The organism is Hymenobacter terrenus (assembly GCF_000972495.1).
Lineage (GTDB): Bacteria > Bacteroidota > Bacteroidia > Cytophagales > Hymenobacteraceae > Hymenobacter > Hymenobacter terrenus.
Genome location: NZ_LATM01000019.1, coordinates 67,843 through 88,891 on the forward strand (window position 1 = coordinate 67,843; position 21,049 = coordinate 88,891).

Annotated in this window: 23 protein-coding genes; 16 read left to right on the forward strand and 7 right to left on the reverse strand. The window is 53.9% G+C overall.

The genetic code is table 11. The features are described from left to right. Positions 1 to 22: 22 nt before the first annotated feature. Both WX88_RS19150 and WX88_RS19155 read left to right on the forward strand, forming a co-directional pair. Entirely contained in the window at positions 23 to 205 is a 183-nt protein-coding gene (locus tag WX88_RS19150) for a hypothetical protein (RefSeq protein WP_046246019.1), read from the forward strand. A gap of 12 nt (positions 206 to 217) precedes the next feature. Next, the gene (locus WX88_RS19155; RefSeq protein ID WP_046246020.1) at positions 218 to 1,006 is read left to right on the forward strand and encodes a PoNe immunity protein domain-containing protein; all 789 of its coding nucleotides are present in this window, start codon (positions 218 to 220) and stop codon (positions 1,004 to 1,006) included. Positions 1,007 to 1,016: 10 nt separating this feature from the next. On the opposite strand, the gene WX88_RS19160 is transcribed toward WX88_RS19155, so the two are convergent. Continuing rightward, complete coding sequence (locus WX88_RS19160; RefSeq protein WP_156176278.1) at positions 1,017 to 1,403, reverse strand: hypothetical protein; 387 nt, start codon at positions 1,401 to 1,403, stop codon at positions 1,017 to 1,019. A gap of 141 nt (positions 1,404 to 1,544) precedes the next feature. Beyond that, complete coding sequence (locus WX88_RS19165) at positions 1,545 to 2,141, reverse strand: TetR/AcrR family transcriptional regulator (protein ID WP_046246022.1); 597 nt, start codon at positions 2,139 to 2,141, stop codon at positions 1,545 to 1,547. Positions 2,142 to 2,516: 375 nt separating this feature from the next. On the opposite strand from WX88_RS19165, the gene WX88_RS19170 reads away from it, so the two are divergent. Together WX88_RS19170 and WX88_RS19175 are read left to right on the forward strand one after the other, a co-directional pair. Beyond that, positions 2,517 to 3,098: a helix-turn-helix domain-containing protein gene (locus WX88_RS19170; RefSeq protein ID WP_046246023.1), complete on the forward strand. Its 582-nt coding sequence runs from the start codon at positions 2,517 to 2,519 to the stop codon at positions 3,096 to 3,098. A gap of 381 nt (positions 3,099 to 3,479) precedes the next feature. Further along, the gene (locus WX88_RS19175) at positions 3,480 to 3,890 is read left to right on the forward strand and encodes a hypothetical protein (RefSeq protein WP_046246024.1); all 411 of its coding nucleotides are present in this window, start codon (positions 3,480 to 3,482) and stop codon (positions 3,888 to 3,890) included. Positions 3,891 to 4,138: 248 nt separating this feature from the next. On the opposite strand, the gene WX88_RS19180 is transcribed toward WX88_RS19175, so the two are convergent. Further along, on the reverse strand, positions 4,139 to 5,140 hold the full coding sequence (locus tag WX88_RS19180; RefSeq protein WP_046246025.1) for a sugar phosphate nucleotidyltransferase: 1,002 nt from the start codon (positions 5,138 to 5,140) through the stop codon (positions 4,139 to 4,141). Between the two features lie 212 nt (positions 5,141 to 5,352). Here WX88_RS19180 and WX88_RS19185 point away from each other — a divergent pair, with 212 nt between their 5' ends. The 10 genes from WX88_RS19185 (at position 5,353) to WX88_RS28010 (ending at position 15,947) form a co-directional block, all read left to right on the forward strand. Beyond that, positions 5,353 to 5,931, forward strand: a complete 579-nt coding sequence (locus tag WX88_RS19185; RefSeq protein WP_046246026.1) for a LemA family protein — start codon at positions 5,353 to 5,355, stop codon at positions 5,929 to 5,931. 103 nt (positions 5,932 to 6,034) lie between these two features. Beyond that, entirely contained in the window at positions 6,035 to 6,493 is a 459-nt protein-coding gene (locus WX88_RS19190) for a TPM domain-containing protein (protein ID WP_046246027.1), read from the forward strand. Further along, positions 6,490 to 7,356, forward strand: a complete 867-nt coding sequence (locus tag WX88_RS19195; protein ID WP_082116154.1) for a TPM domain-containing protein — start codon at positions 6,490 to 6,492, stop codon at positions 7,354 to 7,356. The genes WX88_RS19190 and WX88_RS19195 overlap by 4 nt, the downstream gene beginning before the upstream one ends. A gap of 560 nt (positions 7,357 to 7,916) precedes the next feature. Beyond that, positions 7,917 to 8,774 (forward strand): ABC transporter permease, encoded by an 858-nt coding sequence (locus tag WX88_RS19200; protein ID WP_046246028.1) that lies wholly within the window; start codon positions 7,917 to 7,919, stop codon positions 8,772 to 8,774. Positions 8,775 to 8,780: 6 nt separating this feature from the next. Then, positions 8,781 to 10,067, forward strand: a complete 1,287-nt coding sequence (locus tag WX88_RS19205; RefSeq protein WP_046246029.1) for an ABC transporter ATP-binding protein — start codon at positions 8,781 to 8,783, stop codon at positions 10,065 to 10,067. A 7-nt stretch (positions 10,068 to 10,074) separates the two neighbouring features. Beyond that, positions 10,075 to 11,343 carry a glycosyltransferase family 2 protein gene (locus WX88_RS19210; RefSeq protein WP_052732860.1) on the forward strand — a complete coding sequence of 423 codons (1,269 nt, stop codon included), beginning with the start codon at positions 10,075 to 10,077 and terminating at the stop codon, positions 11,341 to 11,343. Positions 11,344 to 11,345: 2 nt separating this feature from the next. Further along, entirely contained in the window at positions 11,346 to 12,962 is a 1,617-nt protein-coding gene (locus WX88_RS31520; RefSeq protein WP_046246030.1) for a glycosyltransferase, read from the forward strand. 64 nt (positions 12,963 to 13,026) lie between these two features. Then, positions 13,027 to 13,986: a polysaccharide deacetylase family protein gene (locus tag WX88_RS28005; RefSeq protein ID WP_197076853.1), complete on the forward strand. Its 960-nt coding sequence runs from the start codon at positions 13,027 to 13,029 to the stop codon at positions 13,984 to 13,986. Positions 13,987 to 13,995: 9 nt separating this feature from the next. After that, positions 13,996 to 14,901 (forward strand): glycosyltransferase family 2 protein, encoded by a 906-nt coding sequence (locus WX88_RS19225; RefSeq protein WP_046246031.1) that lies wholly within the window; start codon positions 13,996 to 13,998, stop codon positions 14,899 to 14,901. Between the two features lie 11 nt (positions 14,902 to 14,912). Next, complete coding sequence (locus WX88_RS28010) at positions 14,913 to 15,947, forward strand: glycosyltransferase family 2 protein (protein WP_082116155.1); 1,035 nt, start codon at positions 14,913 to 14,915, stop codon at positions 15,945 to 15,947. Positions 15,948 to 16,022: 75 nt separating this feature from the next. Here the strand turns inward: WX88_RS28010 and WX88_RS19235 are convergent, their stop codons facing one another. Then, positions 16,023 to 16,994 carry a glycosyltransferase family 2 protein gene (locus WX88_RS19235; protein WP_046246032.1) on the reverse strand — a complete coding sequence of 324 codons (972 nt, stop codon included), beginning with the start codon at positions 16,992 to 16,994 and terminating at the stop codon, positions 16,023 to 16,025. 516 nt (positions 16,995 to 17,510) lie between these two features. Here WX88_RS19235 and WX88_RS19240 point away from each other — a divergent pair. After that, positions 17,511 to 18,344 (forward strand): hypothetical protein, encoded by an 834-nt coding sequence (locus WX88_RS19240; RefSeq protein ID WP_231590747.1) that lies wholly within the window; start codon positions 17,511 to 17,513, stop codon positions 18,342 to 18,344. 328 nt (positions 18,345 to 18,672) lie between these two features. On the opposite strand, the gene WX88_RS19245 is transcribed toward WX88_RS19240, so the two are convergent. Beyond that, positions 18,673 to 19,305: a DUF1684 domain-containing protein gene (locus tag WX88_RS19245; protein WP_046246034.1), complete on the reverse strand. Its 633-nt coding sequence runs from the start codon at positions 19,303 to 19,305 to the stop codon at positions 18,673 to 18,675. A 146-nt stretch (positions 19,306 to 19,451) separates the two neighbouring features. Here WX88_RS19245 and WX88_RS19250 point away from each other — a divergent pair, with 146 nt between their 5' ends. Next, positions 19,452 to 19,631: a hypothetical protein gene (locus WX88_RS19250; RefSeq protein ID WP_046246035.1), complete on the forward strand. Its 180-nt coding sequence runs from the start codon at positions 19,452 to 19,454 to the stop codon at positions 19,629 to 19,631. A 79-nt stretch (positions 19,632 to 19,710) separates the two neighbouring features. Here the strand turns inward: WX88_RS19250 and WX88_RS19255 are convergent, their stop codons facing one another. Both WX88_RS19255 and WX88_RS19260 read right to left on the reverse strand, forming a co-directional pair. Further along, positions 19,711 to 20,382 carry a sterol desaturase family protein gene (locus tag WX88_RS19255; protein WP_046246036.1) on the reverse strand — a complete coding sequence of 224 codons (672 nt, stop codon included), beginning with the start codon at positions 20,380 to 20,382 and terminating at the stop codon, positions 19,711 to 19,713. Between the two features lie 29 nt (positions 20,383 to 20,411). Beyond that, positions 20,412 to 21,020, reverse strand: coding sequence for a shikimate kinase (locus WX88_RS19260; protein ID WP_197076854.1), 609 nt, complete (start codon positions 21,018 to 21,020; stop codon positions 20,412 to 20,414). Positions 21,021 to 21,049: the final 29 nt, after the last annotated feature.

Sequence of the window (21,049 nt, forward strand, 5' to 3'; positions counted from 1 at the left end):
CTCTAGCCTCTCTAAAGGGCAGATGAATAAGCAATGGGTGTTGAGTGGTAACAGATTAGAGCAAGCAGTTGGCCCTGATAAGGCTATCGAAATACGCAAGGCTCTATTCAATGATGATGTAGGCAAGCGTCTACTACAAGTCGATGCCACTGGCAACATGCAAGTGCGAGGCATTAACCGGGCAGGAAAATTAGTTGACCTGTAACTTTTTTATGATATGGCGAAGCGCGAACCTTTAATGACTGACCAGTATTTCGATGAGCACATTGCCCTCCGAGAAAAAACAGTCCGTGAATGGCAGGATGAAATGTTGCAGTATAAAAACAAGGATGCGGCTCAATTCAGTGTATTTCAATACTGCATGCACCTTGTTCCTGCCTATTACTCACGCGGAAATTCCATATTCGAAATCAAGAATAAATTTTTAGCTGCGCTTGAAGCCTGGGAAACACTGAAGCAGATAGACGTAGATAAGCAATTTGTAAACTCGCTGAAAAACGGTCTCAACGATTACGTTAATTCTATCGGACTACTCTCACAAGCGTATTTGCTGGATATGGAGCCAGTGATAATAGCCCGATTATTAGCTTGTATTGGTAGTGAAGGCCAGGACTTGTTGTTTGAACAACTTGTGGCTCAAATAGCTCCGGCTCTAGTTCGTAAATCAGCCAAAAAGCTTCTTTACCCGAAAGTATATCAGCTGCTTTACGATGCGTTAAATGCGTCTGCTGATCAACAATCCGTACTAGTTCAGCAGTTTTTGAAAGACTGGTATAAAGGGATTAAAGTTGTTGGTTGGCACAACTCGCATAAAGGCCCTGGTGGTGGAGGTTTCTTCGGCTACTGGTGCTGGGAGGCCGCTGGGGTAGCTCATGCCTTCGGCATTGATGACAGCAGCTTCCACGACATGCCCTACTACCCCAAGGACCTCGCCGACTTCGGCCAAGCCGCAGGAAAAGCTGCTGATACGCTGCGGCAAAGCCCTCGGCGGACAGCGGATGCATGACCTGGTTTTATTATCTGGTGCTTCTCGCGCCTAGCAGAAAGCCAAGGAGGCCAACTAGTAGCAGGACCGTTGCTAAAACATCAATCGTCATTACCCTTTTGAGTTGTGAGCTAATGTCCTTGCCAATCCAGAAGTAGAGTACGATGAACGATACCATGCTAACCAACCCCGTGACGGTTGCTACGGTATAATTCTTTCTACTGATAGCTGATGCAATCATGAGTCCGCCAATTATGCCAAATAGCACCGCACGGTGTCTGAGCAGCAACTCATAACTCGCATTGGGCACTTCAACACCGTAAGATTTCGAAATCCTATCGGGAAGAAAGACCAGCAGGGACGGTAATAAGTTGATCAGACCCGCTGCGAAGAGCATTAGTCGGTAAAATAATTCCATGTTTTGTTGACTTATCCGCCGTAAGGTCCAGCCGCGTTGAGGGCTGTAGGTCTGTTGTAGGGGTGAGTGGGGCTGATGCTGTTGATAGGAGGAAAGGAGGTGGATATTTTAAACTGTTTGGTCTTTTTTTAGGCAAAAAATTTAGCCTGCCAACTGGTTCGTCACGTAGTCTCGTAGTCGGTCCAGCAGCCGGTTCAGCACCCGCGGGTCGCCGCTGGTTTGGCTCAGCAGGATGCCACCTTGGATTTGGGCATACAGGTACTCGGCTTCGTACGAGGTGCTTAAGTTCGAGCGAAACTCACCGCTGGCCATGCCCCGCGCTAGGATAAGATGCAGCCCGTCCAACAATTCCGCCAAGGCAGCCCGCACCTGGCGATGTAAGGCCGGATAAGCGTCGTGCGTTTCTACTGCCGCGTTCATGATAGGACAACCGCCCGGTACCACTGGCTGCACCGTGTAGTTGCGGTAAAACTTGAGAATGGCCAGCACCTGTCCCTGCGCAGTCGCCTGGGATGCCGTCGCGCGCGCCAGTGCCGCCCGCAACTGGCCGTATGAGTGCGCAAACGCGGCAGCAGCGATTTCATCCTTGCCCGAAAAGTTGCCATAGATGCCCCCTTTGGTCAGGCCCGTGGCCGCCAGGATGTCGTTCATGGACGTGCCCGCGTAGCCCTTGGTGTTGAACAGCGGAGCGGACAACTCGATAATTCGTTGCTTGGTCCGGTCTGACTTAGAGGGCATGGCATGTAGGAACAGAGGTACGAATATAAACCAAAAGGTTTAATTTTCCTGTTTGCGTGCCGCATTGATGAATAGGTGAGTCACCTGAATCGGTAATGAAGTGTTGACTCACCTTGGTGGACGCTGGTTCACTCAGCCTAAAGCAAGCCCGCCCAGAAATTGCCTTATCCCAGGGTGTGCGAACCGTAATCAGCAACTGGCTGATAAGCCCCCGCCGTGCCCGCTGCTGGGGCTTTTTCGCGTACGGCAAAACCACTCGCTGCTTCTTGTAGCCTTTTTCAAAATTGCTGCGTCAAAGGCTACACCATACTTGTAGCCTTCTCTCGGCGTTTGCAAAAAAAGGCTACAATTTCCTTCACCTCTGCGGGCAGCAGTATGAAAGCTATTCCCTCTACCAGCACGGCTGCGGCGGTGCGGGCTTATTTCGGCCTTTCGCAAGCGGCGCTGGCGCAGTTTCTGGGTGTCACGCGGGGGCAGGTGGCCCATGTAGAAGCGGGCCGCCGCGGGCTGAACCGCGCCGACAACCACCGCCTGAACCAGCTGGCCGACCTGCTGCCGCCATCCCTCACTGATGAAGCGTCGGTTCCCGCCACCCCGGCCGAGACTCCCGCGCTTCCCGAACCCCTCGACCCCCACCCGTTGCGGCGTCGGCAGCGCCGGTGCACCTGGCGGGCCACCAACTTGCGCTACGACCTCGCCAAACTGGACGCCCGCGCCGACGTGGCCCGCCGTTGGCAGCAGGTCTTGCCGGGCCTGTTAGCCGCGCTGCCCACCGACCCGGCCAATGCTGCCGCCCAGCGCACCCGCCGATGGCTCACCACCCAGGCCACCGAAGCCGCCGCCGAGCTAGACGGAACCACTGCCACCACCCGGGTGCTGCTGCGGCTGCGCATCGAGCACCTGGAAGCCGAAGCCGCCCAACTAACCCAGCTATTGGCGTCACTAGCCCAGTCCTGAACGAGGGAGGGGAGGCGCCAACCCGTCATGCTGAGCGGAGCCGAAGCATCTCGCTCGGAGTAGTAACTCAATCGTCAGAAAAGGATTAGTGGTGGCACGCGAGATGCTTCGGCTCCGCTCAGCACGACGGTCTAATCCGTTCATGGTGATGGCCTCTTTCAGGTCATGGCGGACAGCCTAATCAGCTCATGATGAAGTTCTAATTAACTCATGACGGATGGCTTAATCAGTTTACGATGACGGGCTCCTCTAACTATTATTCCACACTCGTAAAGCTTCTTCTAAAATATTATGAAAAAAATAATTGATATCATACAATACGAAGCTGGGCACTCCGTTTAAATGCTGTTATCACTTTTTTCATCTTTTTTTGCAAACCTTATGGCTTACTCAGTGAAATTATTGAAGACCGTCGCCGAATGCGACCTGGCGTTGGCGTTAGCCAACGACGAGCTGAAAACGCTTCGTCACCAGCAGCAGAACATCGACTACCAGCGCGACAACACGACGGAAATCGCCACCGAAGTGCAAACGGAGCTGTCAAGCCTCAGTGTGGATATCGCCTCGCTGAACTCGCTCATCCCGACCTTAGCCGAGGGCCCTACGCGCAAGCGGCGCACCAAAGAGCTACGCATTGCCACCAACCGGCAGGCTGAGCTCACCGAACGTCAGGAGTTGCGCGGTGCCGTGGCCCTGCTCAAGCGTGAGCTAGCCCTGAAGCAGGTAGAAGTTCAAATCACTGAAACAGAAGCCTTCAAGACCGAGGTAACGGAGCACAAGGCCACGCTGTAAAGCAAGTGGTTGTCACACAAAAAAGCCCCAGCTGCTGATGCAGCTGGGGCTTTTTTGTGGCGCTTATTTCGTTGTGTATGGCATGCCGTGCAGGCAGGCTGGAGCAGTTCTAAAGTCGGTGTACCGTAGCGCGAACTACAAAATTCGCATTACCGCCTGGGCCGGTATACGGAGTGCCAAACCGCGCTAGGCTAGTTGTTAGGAGCCCGTCCCGATTGAGCGCCACATCAAGCGGCGGAGGAATGTCCTTAGCTGTAGTCAATCTCGGTGTTGTCGCCAATATTCAACGAGTGGTTCATGCCCCGAAACGACGCGTCGCTGCCCACGATGCAGTCGTGCATCACGGCCGAGCGCAGCTCCGAGTACGAGCCGATGATGGAGTCGCTGAGAATGGTGTTCTTGATGATGGTTTTGTCGCCAATGGCCACGTTGGGGCCAATGATGGATTGCGAAATCTGGCAGCCGCGCCCGATGCTGACCGGCGGAATAATTACCGAATCGGGGAATTCGGCGTAGTCGCGGCCTTCCAGAAACTCGGGCCGGTTGAGCAAGCGGGCGTTGGCTTCGAGCAGCGTTTCCTTGCGGCCACAGTCAAACCAGTTGTCCACCGGGCAGGTGCTCATCACCTCGCCTCCCTCGATGAGGTGCATCAGGGCATCGGTGAGCTGGTATTCGCCGTGGGTGCGTACTTCGGTTTCGAGCAGCCATTCCAGCGCCTGGGCCAGCTTTTCGGGGTAGGCCAGCTTGTAGAGGCCCACCATGGCGTAGTTCGACTTCGGAATTTTGGGCTTCTCGACCACCTTGTTCACCTGGCCGCTGGTGGCGCTCTCGACCAGGCCGAACATGCTGGGCGTTTTCACCTCCTTCACGGCCAGCACCGAGCCGGGCGTGGCCAACAGGGCCGGCAGGTCCACGTCCACAATAGTGTCGCCGAGCAGGATGAGCACCCCGTCGGTATCATGGCGAAACTCCTCGCGGGCCAGCCAGAGGGCATGGCCCAGGCCCTCGCGGGGCTCTTGCACCACAAACGTGGCCTTGAGGTTGGGGTAGTGGCGGCGCACGTAACGCACTATTTTATCGCCGAGGTAGCCAACAACAAACACAAAATCGCTGAGCCCGGCTCCCAGCAGGCGGTCGATGATGTGGCCCAGAATGGTGTTGCCGGCCACGGGCACCAGGCTTTTGGGCTGGGTGTGGGTGTGGGGACGCAGGCGCGAACCAATGCCGGCGACAGGAATTACGGCTTTCATTACGCTAGTAAGGAAGAGTGAAGAATGAAGGATGAAAAGTTGACCGGGGACAATCTCATCCGAAGTGCTAGTTACGGCTTTTTGAACTAGGCACAACCGCAAAAGGCTATCTGCGTACCTTTCGCCGTGCGGGGCCTAACCTGTCAAGTACACGCAAAGTTTTGGTTAACATTCCCCACTCCTCATTTCTTATTCTTCACTCTTCAGGAAAAATGAAACGCTTTCTCCTTTATTTCGCGGGCCTGGCCCTGTTGCTCACCCAGTCGTCGTGCGGCTACAACGGCATGGTGCAGCGCGACCAGGCCGTGAAAAGCCAGTGGGCCAATGTACAGAGTGCTTACCAGCGCCGCGCCGACCTGATTCCAAACCTGGTGAACACGGTGAAAGGCAATGCTAAATTCGAGCAAGGCACGCTGACCAGCGTTATCGAAGCCCGCGCCAAGGCCAGCTCCGTACAATTGAATGCGGAGCAACTCACGCCCGAGAATATCCAGAAGTTTCAGGCCGCCCAAAGCCAGCTTTCGCAAGGCCTGGGCCGCCTGCTGGCCGTGTCCGAAAGCTACCCGGAGCTGAAGGCCAGTGATGCTTTTCAGGCACTCCAGGCTCAGATTGAAGGCACTGAAAACCGCATCAACGTGGAGCGCAACAAGTTCAACACCATCACCAACGACTACAATACCTTCACCCGCTCGTTTCCCAACAACCTGTTTGCGGGCATGTTCGGCTTCCAGCCCAAGCCCTATTTCGAAGCCGACCCGGCCGCCAGCAAGGCCCCGACGGTTCAATTTTAAATAGAATTATGAGTTATGAATTATGAGTTATGAATGGTCCCGCCTAGCTTGGTGCCCCATCCCTAACTCGTAATTCATAATTCGAAACTCATAATTCAACAACATGAATTCCCCTCTCACTCCCGCGCAGGACGCGGCTTTGGTAGCGGCCATCCGTCAGGCGGAGGTCATGACTTCGGGCGAAATCCGGGTGCACCTCGAAGACACCTGCCCCACGCCTGAGCCCCTCGACCGCGCCGCCCAGGTATTTGCTGAGCTGAACATGCACAAAACCGCCGCCCGCAACGGTGTGCTCTTTTACCTGGCCTGGAAGAGCCGCCAGTTTGCCGTGGTGGGTGATGCCGCCATCAATTCCGCCGTGTCCGATGACTTCTGGGAAACCACCAAGGAGACCGTGCTGGCGCAGTTCCGGACCGGAAACTACGTGCTGGGCCTGGAGCGCGGTATTAAAATGGTGGGCGAACAGCTGCAACGCCACTTCCCCTACAATGCCACCACCGACCAGAATGAGCTGGACGATGCCATTTCTATTGGCGGCTCAACCCCGTCAGCCGACGCATGAGATATTCCGAGCCTGACGCCAGCTGGTGGAAGCCCATTGGGCGGGAAGCCGACGGGCCCGTCGTGCTGCTGCGGCAGGGCTGGTTCCTGCTCGTCCTATTGCTCGCGCTGCTGTCCGCAGCCGGTGCCTCCGCCCAAAACATCCCCCCGCGCCCCGACCCGCCGCGGCTGGTAAACGACCTGGCCCACCTCATGCAAAGCAGCGAGGTAGCCGCGCTGGAGCAAAAGCTGGTGGCTTACAACGACAGTACCTCGTCGCAAATCGCGGTGGTAACCGTGCCCAACCTCGACGGCGACGAAATTGCTAATTATGCCCAAAAACTCTACGAAAGCTGGGGCATTGGGCGCAAAGGCAAAAACAATGGTATTCTGGTGCTGGTGGCCCAACAGGAGCGTACCGCCCGCATTCAGCCCGGCTACGGCCTCGAAGGCGCCGTGCCCGATGCCATCGCCAAGAATATCATCAGCAACACGATGGTGCCGGCCTTCCGCCGAAACCAGTACTATGCCGGCCTCGACCGTGCCACCGACCAGCTCATTGCCCTGGCCAAGGGCGAATACAAAGCCGACCCCGCCGACGCCCAGCCCCGCAGCCGGGGTCGCACGGGTTCCGGCATCCCCTTCTGGCTCATAATCGGCGTGCTGGTTCTCCTCTTCGTAATGCTCCGTAACCGCGGCGGCGGTGGTGGCCGTGGCAACCGCGGCTTTGGCGGCGGGTTTGTGCCCCCCATCATCTTCGGCGGTGGTGGGTTTGGGGGCGGCTTCGGCGGCGGGGGCGGCGGCTTTGGTGGGGGCGGCGGCGGTGGTTTTGACGGCTTCGGCGGCGGCAGCAGCGGTGGCGGCGGCGCCAGTGGCAACTGGTAGCGCCACCCAGCCGCGAAGTGGCGCACAAGAATAAGTCAAAAGGTCATCTGCTCATCTAGCGTCCGCGCAGGCCAGCCCGGTGTAGAGACGCGACCCATCGCGTCTCGTCGTTGAACGATGACAGGCGAACGGCGCGGCTGGGCAAACGGCGCGGACGGCGCGGACGACGCGACGCGATGGGTCGCGTCTCTACACCGGGCTGGCCTGCGCAAACAACCAAAGCGGGCGAGATGCGCCGGCGGCGCGGATGCCTGACGAGCTGACGCGTTTAGCTGACCACTTACAGCGATTCCCAAGTCGGTATCGAAGTCGTCAGGCTCCCCTCTCTTTTGGCTTCGCGCATCAAGCGAACCGGGGTCGTACCCGGTAGGGCCGGGGGTGAGGTTTCCCCAGCCGCGCCGCGGACACTAACCAGAGAACCGCTACAGCTGTAAAGTAGGAGCCGAGCAAAAACTTAACGCCCTTGCTGCGGGGTCACTCAAACCGCTTTCCATAGATTTCTCGTTCTTTATTGAAGTTCAATCTTGAGCTTTTCGCTTTACGCCCTATTCAACTAAGAAATGTCCGGTAGTCCTGACGCCAAGTGGGATTGGGAAATAGCTGCTAAAACCAGTTGGTGGGGTTCGAGCTTATCCGAGCTGTGGTCATACCGCCATTTGCTGGTTGGCTTGGTCCGCCGCGATTTCCTGCTCAGTTATCAGCAAACCGTTCTGGGCCCGCTCTGGATGCTCTTCCAGCCGCTGATGACCTTGATTACCTATGTATTGGTATTTGGGAAAGTAGTAGGCATTTCTACCCAAGACACTCCGCCCACGCTGTTTTACCTGGCGGGCATTGTGCTGTGGAACCTGTTCAATGATGCTTTCACGAACACGTCCTCCACTTTTCGCGATAATGCCCACATCTTCAGCAAAGTGTATTTCCCGCGCCTGGTTATGCCCCTGGCGCAGCTAAGCGGCCAGCTGCTGCGGTTTGTAATTCAGCTGCTGCTCCTGCTAGCAGTGCTGTGTTATTACGTGCTATTCACCCCCTGGGCCGTACCTGTCACGACTCAGCTTTTTTTGGTGCCGCTGGCCATAGCATTAGTTGCGGCTTTGAGCCTGAGCCTGGGCTTGATTTTTTCGGTGCTGACGGGCAAATACCGGGACATCACGTACATCGCCGGGCTGGCAATTCGGTTGTTAATGTTTCTGACCCCGGTAATTTATCCCATGAGCTACGTGGCAGAGAAGTGGCGTTGGATAGTTCAAATCAACCCCTTGACGCCGCTGTTTGAGCTGTTTCGGTTGGGGTTGCTGGGCAAAGGCAACGTCACAAGCCCCCAGCTTTTTTACAGCGGTGCTTTCACCGGGGTACTGCTGGTTGTCGCGTTGCTCATTTTCAACAAACAGGGCGACAAACTAATTGATGTGGTTTAAGCAGGCATGGCAGAAACCGTAATTCAGGTAGAGAATTTATCCAAGATATACCGCTTGGGTACTACGGGAACTGGGTCGCTGCGGCAGGACCTGCAGCGCTGGTGGACCACGGCTATCCGCAAGCGAGAAGACCCGTTTTTTCAGGCGCCCGCCCTTGGAGCCAAGCCCTCGGCCGTGCAAAACCAGGCCTTGTGGGCCTTGCGCGACGTCAACTTTGAAATAAAGCAGGGAGAAGTGTGGGGAATCATCGGCAACAACGGCGCCGGGAAATCAACCCTCCTGAAAGTTATTTCCCGCATTGTGCGCCCCACGCGCGGAACCGTGAAGGGCCGGGGGCGCATTAGCAGTCTATTGGAAGTTGGTACCGGCTTCCACCCCGAGCTTAGTGGGCGCGAAAATATTTTTCTGAGCGGTTTTATCCTGGGCATGAGCAAGGACGAAATCCGCTCAAAATTTGATGAGATAGTTGCTTTCTCCGGCCTGGAGCTGTTTCTGGATACGCCCGTAAAGCGCTACTCTTCCGGCATGTACGTGCGGCTAGCTTTTGCGGTGGCCGCTCATTTAGAGCCCGATATTCTTATCCTCGACGAAGTACTGGCCGTTGGGGATGCGGAGTTCCAGAAAAAATGCCTCGGCAAAATGCGGGAAGTGTCGCAGAAAGAAGGACGAACTATTCTGTTTGTAAGCCACAGCATGCAGGCCGTAGCCAAGCTGTGTCAGTACGGCCTTTGGCTCCAGCAGGGGATGGTGCGGGAAAGCGGCAGGGTAACGCAGGTAGTAAACAATTACCTGTTGGGCACGCAGAACAACAACATCAAGCAAACCTGGGCCACGCCTGAAGAAGGCCCCGGCAACGACCAGGTGCGGTTCAAAGCAGTGGAGCTGGTCACCCATCTGGCCGTGCCCGATGCGCCCCTCGACATCCGCGCCTCCCTCACTATCAAATTCCAATTCTGGAACTTAGCCGGAAATGCGGTTCTGAATGCTGGCTTGCACTTATTCTCGTATGGGGGAGAATGCATTTTCGATGTCCCTTCTCCTTCCATCACCTGCGCGCAAGGGGTTGTGTCCGGCGAGTGTACCATTCCGGGCAATTTTCTCAATGACGGCTCCTACTTCATCTCGCTGGTTATTGTGCGCGACACCCTGATTGAGGTTTTCTATTTCGAAGAATGTCTGTCTTTTACCATGGAAGACTTCAGGGGGGATATTCAGTGGCAGGGCAAGTGGATGGGGACCGTGCGCCCGGCACTTCCGTTTCAGCTCACGCAACCCGAAACCATTATTCAATAAGCTGACTGTGCGCCCTTACCCGCCTTACCATATCACGCACACGTACCTCGACCGCGAGCTGGCGCGGCCCCCGGCGGCTGGCTCAAACCAAGGCAGCTACGTGGTATTCTGGTGGCAGGAAATAGCCCTGGGACACCTGTTCATTAGCCCCGGCCAGGAGCTCACCGAAACCGATTATTACGCGGCCCTATTAGCCGCTATCAAACCGGCCGTTCAGCAGTACAGTGCTCTTGATGCTAGCAGCTCGGTCTGGGAGTCGTGGGCGCTGCCCCAGGGCCTCGTGCGTTGGCGAGCCTGGATGCAGGCCACTTTTGCGACCTGGCTACCGGCCGCCGTTCCCGCGCAGGTTCCGGTTTCGGCCATTATCTGCACGCGCAATCGCCCTGTCCAACTACGCCGCTGCCTGCAACAGCTACGGGAGCTGCGCTGCGTAGCGGCCGAAATACTGGTGGTCGACAATGCCCCAAGTGATAACCGCACGCAGGAAGCGACTCAGGAATTTGAAGAAGTAACCTACATTCGGGAGCCCCGGGCCGGGCTGGATATTGCCCGCAACACGGGCATTCGGGCCGCTCACTACCCCGTCGTTACCTTCATCGACGATGATGTAGTGGTGCACCCCATGCTGCTCTATCGGGTGTGGGAAGCGTTTGAGGAGCCCGCTACGGCCGCCATAACCGGTTTGGTAATTGCCTTGGAACTACAAACCGAAGCGCAATTAATTTTCGAGAAATGCTGGAGCTTCAACCGGGGCTACGTCGATAAATGGTACGGCCCCGAATACATGCAGGCGGCGGCAACCAAGGCGCCGCCCGTTTGGGAAATAGGGGCCGGGGCCAACATGGCTTTTCGAAAATCTATTTTCGAGCAAATCGGCTATTTCGATGAGCTATTAGACGTGGGCGCCGCCGGTTGTAGCGGCGACTCGGAAATGTGGTACCGAATCCTGCTCCACGGGCACACCATTCACTACTGTCCCCGCGCCGTGGTGTACCATGAGCATCGCAAAGAAATTGCGGACCTCAAGCGGCAAATCTTCTATTACATGCGCGGCCACGCCGCGGCGGCGCTCATCCAGCAGGAGCAGCAGCCCCAAGCCGGCTACACGCGGCACTTGTACCGGAAAATGCCCCAATACTACGCTCGGCTGATTAAAACGGGCTTTCCGTTCTTCCGCTTCCGCAGCCGCACGCTGTGGGTCGAAATGAAAGGACTCGTCTCGGGCATTGCTTTTTACTACCGCAACCGGAACCGCGCGGCCAAGCCCCAATCCTGACAATGGCTCCTGCTGCAAGTACAGCCCTTCCGCTGGTATCGGTAATTATTCCCTGCTACAACCACGGAATTTATTTGCCGGAAGCCTTTGCCAGTGTCTGGCAGCAGGACTATCCCGCCGTGGAAATAATTGTGGTCGATGACGGCTCAACCGACAGCACCCGGGAAGTCACGCAGCGCTATCCGGCCGTCAAATACATTTACCAGGCAAACCAAGGACTCTCAGCCGCTCGTAATACGGGCATTCGGCACAGCACTGGGCAATATTTAGTTTTTCTCGATGCTGACGACTGGCTTTTACCCGATGCCCTCAAGATTAATGCGCACTACCTTCTGCAAGCCCCCACGTTAGCTTTCGTGTCGGGTGCTCACGATAAAGTATTTATGACTACGGGGCTTATCAGGGAGGAATTCCAGGAGGTTACAAGTCAGCATTACGAGCACCTGCTGCGTGGAAATTACATCGGCATGCACGCCACCGTGATGTACCAGCGCTGGATATTCGATGTAGTACTGTTCGACATAACCCTGAAGGCCTGTGAGGATTATGACCTGTATTTGCGAATTGCCCGAACCTATCCGGTTGCTCATCATGCGAAACGCATGGCCGCCTACCGGCTGCACAGCGCGAATATGTCGGGCAATGTTCCCCTGATGCTATCCACCGTATTGGCGGTGCTGCGGCGGCAGCAAACCCAACTGCGAACTGCCGCCGAAAAGCAAGCCTACGCCCGGGGCCAGGAAATCTGGAAGGAGTATTACAGCACCGAACTTTATCGCAAAGTCCGCACGACTGATGCCGCGGCTACCCCAGCCGAATTGCGAATGCTCGCTACCCACAGGCCGTCACTCTTACTGCGTCACCTTGTGCAACCCAAACCCATTATGCTGAAAAAGGTAATTAAAAAATACGCGCCCGCTTCCGGATTGCGGCTGCTGCATAAGGCCGGGCTCTACAACAACTATTCTCCCGCAATTGGCAAGATTTTGCCCGGGGATTTTGCCCGAAAATCTCCCTTCAGTACGGAGTTCGGCTACGACCGGGGCGGCCCGGTAGACCGTTATTATATCGAAGCCTTTTTGCAGCAAGAAGCCGCTTTAATTAAAGGCCGGGTATTAGAAATCGGCGATAATGAGTACACCCTGCGGTATGGCAAAGGCATTACGCAGAGCGATATTCTGCACGTAGATGCCAGCAACCCCCACGCCACATTTGTCGGGGACTTGAGCAATGCCCCGCACTTGCCCGATAATTCGTTCGACTGCATCGTGCTCACCCAAACGCTGCACCTTATTTATGAGTACAAGCATGCGCTGGCCACGTGCTACCGGATTTTAAAGCCCGGCGGCACCTTGCTGCTTACCGTGCCCGGCATCACCCCAATTGACCACGGGGAATGGAAAAAAACCTGGTACTGGTCATTCACCGACAGCGCATTGCACCGCCTGTTCGCCGACACTTTTCCGACTGGTGCCGTGCAAATAAGCTCGTTCGGTAATGTGTTCATTGCTTCTGCTTTTCTGTACGGTATGGGCCTGTCGGAGGTAACAAAAGAGCAGCTGGACCATTACGACCCACAGTTTCAGGTCATCAACGCCGTGAAAGCAACGAAGGCCTAACCCCATGCTCAGAAGGCTATTCTCGGCTATCCGGTTTTCCCGCCCCGACCAGGCTTGCGTGCTCATGTACCATCGTATCGCGGCGCTGCAATCAGATATCTGGAACATCACCGTTCATCCAGATGAATTTGAACAACACATTCAGATACTAAGCAAGCAAGCCACTGTCGTCCCCACCGAGGAATTAGTAGCAGCCCTGGAAAGGAAGGAAATTAAAAGAAACACCATCGCCATAACTTTTGATGACGGCTATGCCGATAATTTTCTAGTAGCCAAGCCTATTCTGGACCACTATAAGCTACCCGCTACCTTTTTTATTGCCTCGCAAAATATTGGTCGGGAAGAAGAATTCTGGTGGGATGAATTAGAGAATATATTCTTGTTTTGTGATTACCTGCCCTCCGTATTTACCAGCACCATCGCCGGAGAAACAATTACCTTCGACTTAGGCAATGAATCTCGTTTAAGCCATGACCTTAAGCAGCAACATCAGCGTTGGGACGCCTGCGAGCACGAGCCGCCTACTCGACGTTGCGCGTTGTTTTTGCAGCTGTGGCAGCGCTTAAAGCCGCTACCGCACGCCGAGCAGCAAATCCAATTAGCCCACATCCGGCAATGGGCGAATATCGACCCGAGCACCCGGCCGGAGTTCCGCAGTATGTCGGGAGCCCAGCTACAAAGCCTCGGCGATAGTAATCTGCACAGCATTGGTGTGCATACCATATCGCATCCGGCTTTAGCTCACCACCCAAAGGAATTTCAATGGCAAGAGCTACTAGATAATCAGGCCTTTCTCACGAACGCGGTTGGCAAACCAATAAACCTTGTTGCCTACCCTTACGGCAACTACAACCACGAAACGATGGAGGTTGTAGACCAGGCAGGATTCAAAGGGGCTTTTACCACCGAAGCAACTGGCGTTAAAAATACCTCCCATAAGCACCGCCTGGGCCGGTTTCAAGTGCCAAACCTGTCGAAGCAAGCCTTCGAGGTGCAGTTAAGTAAATGGCAAAGAACCCGCTAGCATAGCCCCATGGATTATTCAGGCTCACCGACTGTTTCAGTTATTATTGCCTTTCTAAATGAGGAAGCATTCCTTGAGGAAGCAATTGCGAGCGTACTCCGGCAGGATTATCAAAGCTGGGAACTACTCCTGGTAGATGATGGGTCGACCGACCAAAGCACGGCCATTGCCAGGCAATATGCCGCGCAATTCCCCGACAAAATTATCTATTGCGAACATGCGCAGCACCTTAATAAAGGCCTGAGTGCGAGTCGTAATCATGGCATTGAGCAGAGCAGCGGGTCGCTTATCGCCATCTTAGATGCCGATGATATCTGGCTGCCTAATAAATTATCCAGCCAAGTAGCGGTTTTTCGTGAGCACCCCGACGTGGCCATGCTTGCCGAAGCCTCCCTGTACTGGTACAGCTGGAACGACCCGCAGAGGGAAGACATCGCCATTCCATTAGGGGCCCCCGCGGATAAGGTGTATCAGCCCACCGAGCTATTGTTTCTATTATACCCATTAGGAAAAGGCGCCGCGCCCTGTCCCTCGGGTCTGATGATTGCCAGACAAGCCTTCCTCACCGCGGGCGGCTTTGAAGAGTCCTTCACGAAGGAAAACCAATTATACGAGGACCAGGCCTTCCTCAATAAAATCTATTTAAAAGAAAAGGTATACGTCTCGGCTGCTTGCAACAATCAGTATCGGCAGCGCGCGGGCTCGATAGTTCAGGCAGTTATAGAGCAAGGCCACTACCACCAGGTGAGAAAATACTTTCTCGAATGGTACGTGTCGTATCTGCATAAAAACAACGTGATAAATAAGCCAGTGCAAAAGCTGGTTGATAAGGCTCTCATGCCCTACCGACACCCCCTGCTCTACAAAGCCACTCATTTTTCCTGGAAACGGCTGCTTACCGGCTTATTCAAATAACTGGCACTACCATGGCGAAGCTTTCCGTAGTGATGCCTGTTTACAACGCAGAAAGGTTCTTGTCGGAGGCCATAGACAGCATCTTAGCGCAGTCTTTCACCGATTTTGAATTCATCATTCTGGATGACTGCTCCACCGACGCTAGCGTGAGCATTATTAAGTCCTACAATGACCCCCGCATCAGGTTTTACCAGAACGAGAATAACTTAGGAATTAGCGAGACTCTTAATAAAGGGATACTATTAGCCGATAGTAATTTAATTGCCCGGATGGATGCCGATGATATTAGCCATCCGCAACGGCTACAGAGGCAATACGACTATCTGACGTCGCACCCCGAGTGTGCTATGGTTTCCTCCCTGGTAAGGGTAGTAGCAGAGGATGGCTCTGTAATCAGAGAAGACAGGTTTGATAGCCGGTTTTACTATTATAACCTGGTCTTTATTTGTTGGATTTATCATCCGACGGTTATGTACAGAAAACAGGCTGTATTGGAGGTAGGACTCTACACCGTCCCGTATTCTGAGGATTTTGAGTTGTTTTGGCAGCTCTCCCGGCAGTTCGTAATAAGCAACATCCCGGCAGTATTACTCGACTACCGCACGACCTCCCAAAGCCTGCATCAGGTCACCAAAAAGGAAGAATATAGCCAGGCTCAGTTGAACCAAGTTCTGCGCAATATCCGCTATTACACAGGGACGGATTTTCTTATCTCGGCGAATCACCTACAATGCTTGCAACATGACTTCTACCCACTGCTAGCGGAGCAAAGTACCGACAGCATTGTCTCTTGCATTGAGAAGCTTGATTTCATATCAAAATGCATACTTGACAAGCCAAATGCGAACTGCAATAAAAAGGATGTCAGAGAAGCTTACTATTATAAAAGGAAGTTTATCATTCTCTTTTACCTAAGAAATCTGCCGCGTCGCAAGGGTATCATGCTGATGATTCGCTTGAGATGCATAAGCCTGGCACTCAAAGAAGTCTATAACCATCGCATCGTTGGGCGGGTTAGAGTAATCGGCCAGGCAGTAAATCCCTGAAAACGGCGCTCTAAAGCATACCTGCGAAGCTGCTTCCCCCTTAGCAAGAGGCATTTTATACTATGCCTTGGCCAGCTATTGAATCAGTAATTTAATTCGCAGCTTAAGAATTTTAAAGTAAAGCGCAGGGTCCTTGTGCATTGCTGTTAACTTCCGGAATAGCTTACCAATTGCCTGCTTATCGTGTGAAATATGCCACAGCTCATTAGCTAAACGGACGCCATGGTGACTATAAAACTTTTTCGATTCCCTAAGAACTGCTTCTTTTTTGTCAATAGGCAAGTACTGCTGGATAGATTGCATTACGTCGGCTAAATCATCCAGGTACTCTCCGTACAGAGACTTATTGCCAGAAATAGAGCTCATATGCTTGCGGTAGTCAGCAAGGGTTTGCGGAGTGTAGGCAACCGGAAATTGGTGAGCAATTCGAGCCCACATTTCCCAGTCTTCCCCATAAGTCACCCCACAAAAGCTGCCTATTTGCTCATATACCCCTCGTCTTACGACGATGGACGCATATTGAATTCTGTTGCGCTCCCCAATCTTCAAAAGCCAGTTTTCTAAGATGCCTTCCTGGCTGGCTTCGGCAGGTTGTGTGTATTTATAATGTCCTGCTTCATCAATATATCCGAACCGACAAAAAGCAGCTCCAGCTTCGGGATAGTTCTCGAATAGTTCGCTTATTTTTTCGTAGAATCCGGGCCTTACCCTGTCGTCACCGTGCAGCAAATGAATAAGTTGACCACGTGAGCGATTAATACAGGTTTCAAAGTTGCGAAGGCTGCCTACATTTTCCGGTTGACGGAAGTACTTCACACAACCTGCTCCGATTTCGGCCACTATTGCCTCCACATCAGCATCAGTACTCGCGTCGTCGATGACTTCAATCTGCATATCGTGTGCAATTCTTTGTGAAAGAACGCTCTGCAATGTTTCGGTTAGATACTGAGCACAATTGTACACCGGAATCATAACCGACCACAGTGGCCGCAATTCACCTTGCACTACAGGTCGGATAGTTGGGGGAAGTAGCGGAATCCTGTCCATGGAGGGCAATATCAAAAACACCTTGTCAGCCAAATGGGCACGAGTGGTCGTCGTAGCACTTCGAATACTACTTATTACGTCAATCGGCTGGTTGTGGGAGTGAGTTCAGTGATATAATTGAGAGCTGTCAAAAGGAACAACCTAATTTACTACCAGGCGGTGTAGCCATTCCCTGCGCTAATCGGTGTATTACAGTGGTCCTGCTCTGCATAGAGTATCACTCCAAACAATTTGATAATGTATGCAATTGGGTGTACCACGAAGGGTTGTTAGAAAAAGATGTAGCTTGAATAGTCTATACCTAAGCAAGTTGAATCCAATCTGTGTCAATGCGACGTATGGGTATAGAATGGCAGGTTTATACTGGACTTGGCTATACGCTGTTGCCCCAAAGACGCACGAATGAGAAGAGCATTTCTGAGCATCCTGTATTTAGTCTCATTAGCTAGAAATCGCAACCTTAGCAAGGACCATCACTATTATGTACGTGATAATTATTTCAGTAGATTGCTGCAGGTGAAATACGTTTTGAGGGATTTTCTCTTCAAAACGAGGTACAAGACTATTGATTATAAGGGTGAGTTTCAGCAAGAATTAACCTTCGTGTTGCCTTTTGCTTATTGGCACTACTTAAACGGGACGTTGCAAAGTACAGTGGCCTGTTTGAATACCAAAGAGTTGTATTTCTTTAGCTCCGACCATGTAGAGCAGTTTAAGGAAAGAGATTGGACTTCCAATTACAACAGCTTTGAAGTTCCTAACATGACTCACTGTATATCATTTGACTACAGTAAGTGGGCCCGGGTTCCTCTGAAGTCTTATTACAAGAACGACCTATTTGTTTTTGACAAGCCTATTTTGGTAATCGCTAACAAATACAACACGGAGTGGGGAGGTGCGCCAGTCAATTTCTTCAGTATAGACACGCTAGATAAAATAATAAACCTGGTTAAGGGTAGGTATAAGATACTGTACAACAGACCCGGCGCGGGTAATATTGTTACGGATAATAGTGAGGTGCTAAACTTGAACGAGCATGCGTGGCTGAAGAAGGAACATCCTGATGTTATTCTCATGGATGACTTGTACCGTGACAACGAAGCAAGCGTAAATAACTTCAATCACTTTCAGCTGCTGGTGTACGCTAGCTGTGATAGGTACATTTCAGTACACGGAGGAACGGCGGCTTTGGCAAGCTATTTTGGTGGGAAAAATATAATACTTTCGAAGAAGGGCATTGAGCACCCAATGAACGAGTTTGCTACAATCTTCCCGCAGCTTTCAGGAGCTACCATCCTTCATGCGAAGACAGAGAATGATATTTTTGAGTACATAGCCGAACATTATTAGGGGCTACTCGGGAATAGGTCTAAAATTGTTTGCATTAGCCAGCAGGATGTAGAGACGCGACCCATCGCGTCTCGTCGTCCGCGCCGTTCGTCCAGCCGCGCCGTTCGCCTGTCATCGTTCAACGACGAGACGCGATGGGTCGCGTCTCTACATCCTGCTGCTTCTAAGCGTAACAACCCGTCATGCTGAGGGGCTAATTCTGGCAGCGCGAGTCTCGCCACTAGCTTGGGGCTGTAATGTTCACCTAACAATACTCAGCGATGATAAAAATCAATGGCGTGGCCTACATACTGGCAACTCCGGGTGATGCCGGATACCGACCGCTGCTTTAATGGTCGCTCTGCACCCCAGCGGGGATAGCTACCGGCAGTCGGTTCTCGGCTGGCGGTACTGGGCATGAGTAGCTGTGATTGTAGGCGCAAGAAGGGTTATAAGCCTGGTTGAAGTCGAGCTGCATGGTGGTGGCGCTGGCCGGGGGCAGGCGCAGGTCAATGTATCGGCCGCCCCCGTAGCTGCCGTGGCCATTCGTGAGGTCCGTGAAGGGCACGAACAGGTAGTCCTCGAAGCCGGGGCGTTTCAGTAATTCCTGGTTTTGGTACACAGTCAGCTTCAAGGGCTGGCCGCTCAGCACGAAGTGAAGCTCGCCGTACTTGCGGTACAGCGGCCGTCGGGTAGTGCTGGTTTCCATGGCGAAGGGTTGGGAAGTGGAGTCACGCACCAGCGTCGCCTTTACGTAGTAGCCGTAGCGGCTGGGATAGAAGGGAAGGGTCTTGAAGGCCTGGCGCTCGGCGGCAGTCAACGGTGACTCGTTGGGGTCGCGAAATTCCTTGTTTATTGTTTGTTGGAATTTTAGTACGCTTTGCTGGTGAGCAAAGGAGTCGAGGTGGGGAGCTGAGACTTGCGCGTGCGTCGTTTGGCTCAGCAGTCCGAAAAGCAGGGCAAGAAGGAAAGGCCGGTTCATTTGCCAAAGCTACTCGGCCAAGCAGCGTAGGCGCTAGCGGGGCGGTGAGTAGGCTGAATCTTAACCTTTTTTGCATTGCCTCAGTATCAGCAGGTAGTCGGTGGTATTAAGCTGCTGGCCACCATCCACTCCTTTCCGATAATGCCATGAATTCTTCTCGTATATCCCTGTTTTTATTTCTCTGCGTATTGGCCACTACACTAACTAGCTGCGATACCATTGTCGGTATTTTCAAGGCTGGCGCTTACACGGGCATCATTGCCGTGTTCATCGTAGTAGCGCTGCTGTTTTTTATTGTGAATAAGCTGCGGGGCCCGCGAACGTAAATCGGCTGCGGCAACGGTAATAAAAAAGGGCGTCTCCGGTATCGGAGACGCCCTTTTTGTTTTGCGCGAGACGAGCAGATTACTCAGGCTTCTTGCTCGGCATCGTGCCAATAATGTGGTCCCAGAGCGTGCTTGATACGCCAAAGGCTACGGCCTCTTGCCGATAGTGGTGCTGGGCATGGTGAGTCCACCATACCTTCAGGAAGTTCTTGGGTGGCGAGTAGGCGTGGATGGCGTAATGCACGAACAAGTACATGGCGTAGCCGAACGTGAAGCCCGCCAGCAGCCCAAACGCGTAGGAGCCGAAGCTGATTTTGAAGATGAAAAACAGCAACGACGCCACAAATACCGTCACGATGGGCGGCATGGCCAAGCGGGTTTTATCCTTCGGGTACTCGTGGTGCACGCCGTGCATGGTATACTGAAACTTGGCCCGCGCCGGGGTAGTGGCGGGAATGTGATACACGTAGCGGTGCACCAGGTATTCCACGAGCGTGAAAAGCAGCAGCCCAGCCAGGAATAGCCCCAGCGCCAGCAGGCCCGACATGAAGCCGTGGGTGAGGCCGTAGTACATACTGAGCGCAGCAGTAGCCGCAAAAATGCTCACGGGTAGAGCGATGTGCGTGTGCGACAGTCGCTCAAGCACGGGGTTTTGAAAAAGCTGGGCTGAGCCTTTGTGCTTAGGCCGTACGGTGCTCGCGGCAGGCGGGGCAGGAACTACGGCTGGTTCTTCGGTGGAGACTGGTTGCATGAGGGTAACAAACGAATCAATTAACAAAATTACACGACCGGCGATAATTCATTCGTCGGTGGTGGGACAAACCCTGCGGCGGCGAGCTGAGCCACTACGGCGGCTACCGTACAGGCGGTCCCGTGGCACCTCACCCGGGCTTGCCGATAAAACTGCTCGCGAGCCTGTAGGGTTTCGCGCAGCCACTGTTCGCTGAGGCCCGCGGCGGCTACCAAAGGGCGGCTAGCCGTTTCGGCGCCAGCCGCCAGCCGGGCCGCGAGCATTGGAACCGGCACATCGAGCCAGAGCGTGAAGCCCGCCGCGTTCAGTACCGCCAGGTTGTCGTGGAAGCAAGGGGTGCCGCCGCCGGTAGCCAGCACCAGCGGGGGGCCCGGGGCCGCCAGTACCCGGCGTAGCACGGCCGCTTCGCGCGCCCGGAAGGCCACTTCGCCCTCCGTCGCAAATATTTCGGGAATGGAGCGGCCGGCGTCGGCCACAATCGCGGCGTCGAGGTCCAGGAATTCGCGGCCGTAGTAGGCCGCCAGCTCGCGCCCCAGGGTGGTTTTACCCGCGCCGGGCAAGCCTAGTAAGCTTAAGGGGCCGGCGCCGCTGGTGGGAGCGTTACCGGCCCCCGGCAAGGAAGAAAAGGGTGCAGACAATAGCAACAATAATTAGTGGTGCGAGCCCG

Excerpts from the sequence above, each read along its gene's own strand:
- WX88_RS19200 (WP_046246028.1), top strand. The coding sequence starts at position 7,917 with ATGTCCGGTAGTCCTGACGCCAAGTGGGATTGGGAAATAGCTGCTAAA.
- WX88_RS19205 (WP_046246029.1), top strand. The coding sequence starts at position 8,781 with ATGGCAGAAACCGTAATTCAGGTAGAGAATTTATCCAAGATATACCGC.
- WX88_RS19150 (WP_046246019.1), top strand. The coding sequence starts at position 23 with ATGAATAAGCAATGGGTGTTGAGTGGTAACAGATTAGAGCAAGCAGTT.
- WX88_RS19165 (WP_046246022.1), bottom strand. The coding sequence starts at position 2,141 with ATGCCCTCTAAGTCAGACCGGACCAAGCAACGAATTATCGAGTTGTCC.
- WX88_RS19250 (WP_046246035.1), top strand. The coding sequence starts at position 19,452 with ATGAATTCTTCTCGTATATCCCTGTTTTTATTTCTCTGCGTATTGGCC.
- WX88_RS19225 (WP_046246031.1), top strand. The coding sequence starts at position 13,996 with ATGGATTATTCAGGCTCACCGACTGTTTCAGTTATTATTGCCTTTCTA.
- WX88_RS19245 (WP_046246034.1), bottom strand. The coding sequence starts at position 19,305 with ATGAACCGGCCTTTCCTTCTTGCCCTGCTTTTCGGACTGCTGAGCCAA.
- WX88_RS19190 (WP_046246027.1), top strand. The coding sequence starts at position 6,035 with ATGAATTCCCCTCTCACTCCCGCGCAGGACGCGGCTTTGGTAGCGGCC.
- WX88_RS19175 (WP_046246024.1), top strand. The coding sequence starts at position 3,480 with ATGGCTTACTCAGTGAAATTATTGAAGACCGTCGCCGAATGCGACCTG.
- WX88_RS19160 (WP_156176278.1), bottom strand. The coding sequence starts at position 1,403 with ATGGAATTATTTTACCGACTAATGCTCTTCGCAGCGGGTCTGATCAAC.
- WX88_RS19235 (WP_046246032.1), bottom strand. The coding sequence starts at position 16,994 with ATGGACAGGATTCCGCTACTTCCCCCAACTATCCGACCTGTAGTGCAA.
- WX88_RS19185 (WP_046246026.1), top strand. The coding sequence starts at position 5,353 with ATGAAACGCTTTCTCCTTTATTTCGCGGGCCTGGCCCTGTTGCTCACC.
- WX88_RS28010 (WP_082116155.1), top strand. The coding sequence starts at position 14,913 with ATGGCGAAGCTTTCCGTAGTGATGCCTGTTTACAACGCAGAAAGGTTC.
- WX88_RS19170 (WP_046246023.1), top strand. The coding sequence starts at position 2,517 with ATGAAAGCTATTCCCTCTACCAGCACGGCTGCGGCGGTGCGGGCTTAT.
- WX88_RS19195 (WP_082116154.1), top strand. The coding sequence starts at position 6,490 with ATGAGATATTCCGAGCCTGACGCCAGCTGGTGGAAGCCCATTGGGCGG.
- WX88_RS19180 (WP_046246025.1), bottom strand. The coding sequence starts at position 5,140 with ATGAAAGCCGTAATTCCTGTCGCCGGCATTGGTTCGCGCCTGCGTCCC.
- WX88_RS28005 (WP_197076853.1), top strand. The coding sequence starts at position 13,027 with ATGTACCATCGTATCGCGGCGCTGCAATCAGATATCTGGAACATCACC.
- WX88_RS19255 (WP_046246036.1), bottom strand. The coding sequence starts at position 20,382 with ATGCAACCAGTCTCCACCGAAGAACCAGCCGTAGTTCCTGCCCCGCCT.
- WX88_RS19155 (WP_046246020.1), top strand. The coding sequence starts at position 218 with ATGGCGAAGCGCGAACCTTTAATGACTGACCAGTATTTCGATGAGCAC.
- WX88_RS31520 (WP_046246030.1), top strand. The coding sequence starts at position 11,346 with ATGGCTCCTGCTGCAAGTACAGCCCTTCCGCTGGTATCGGTAATTATT.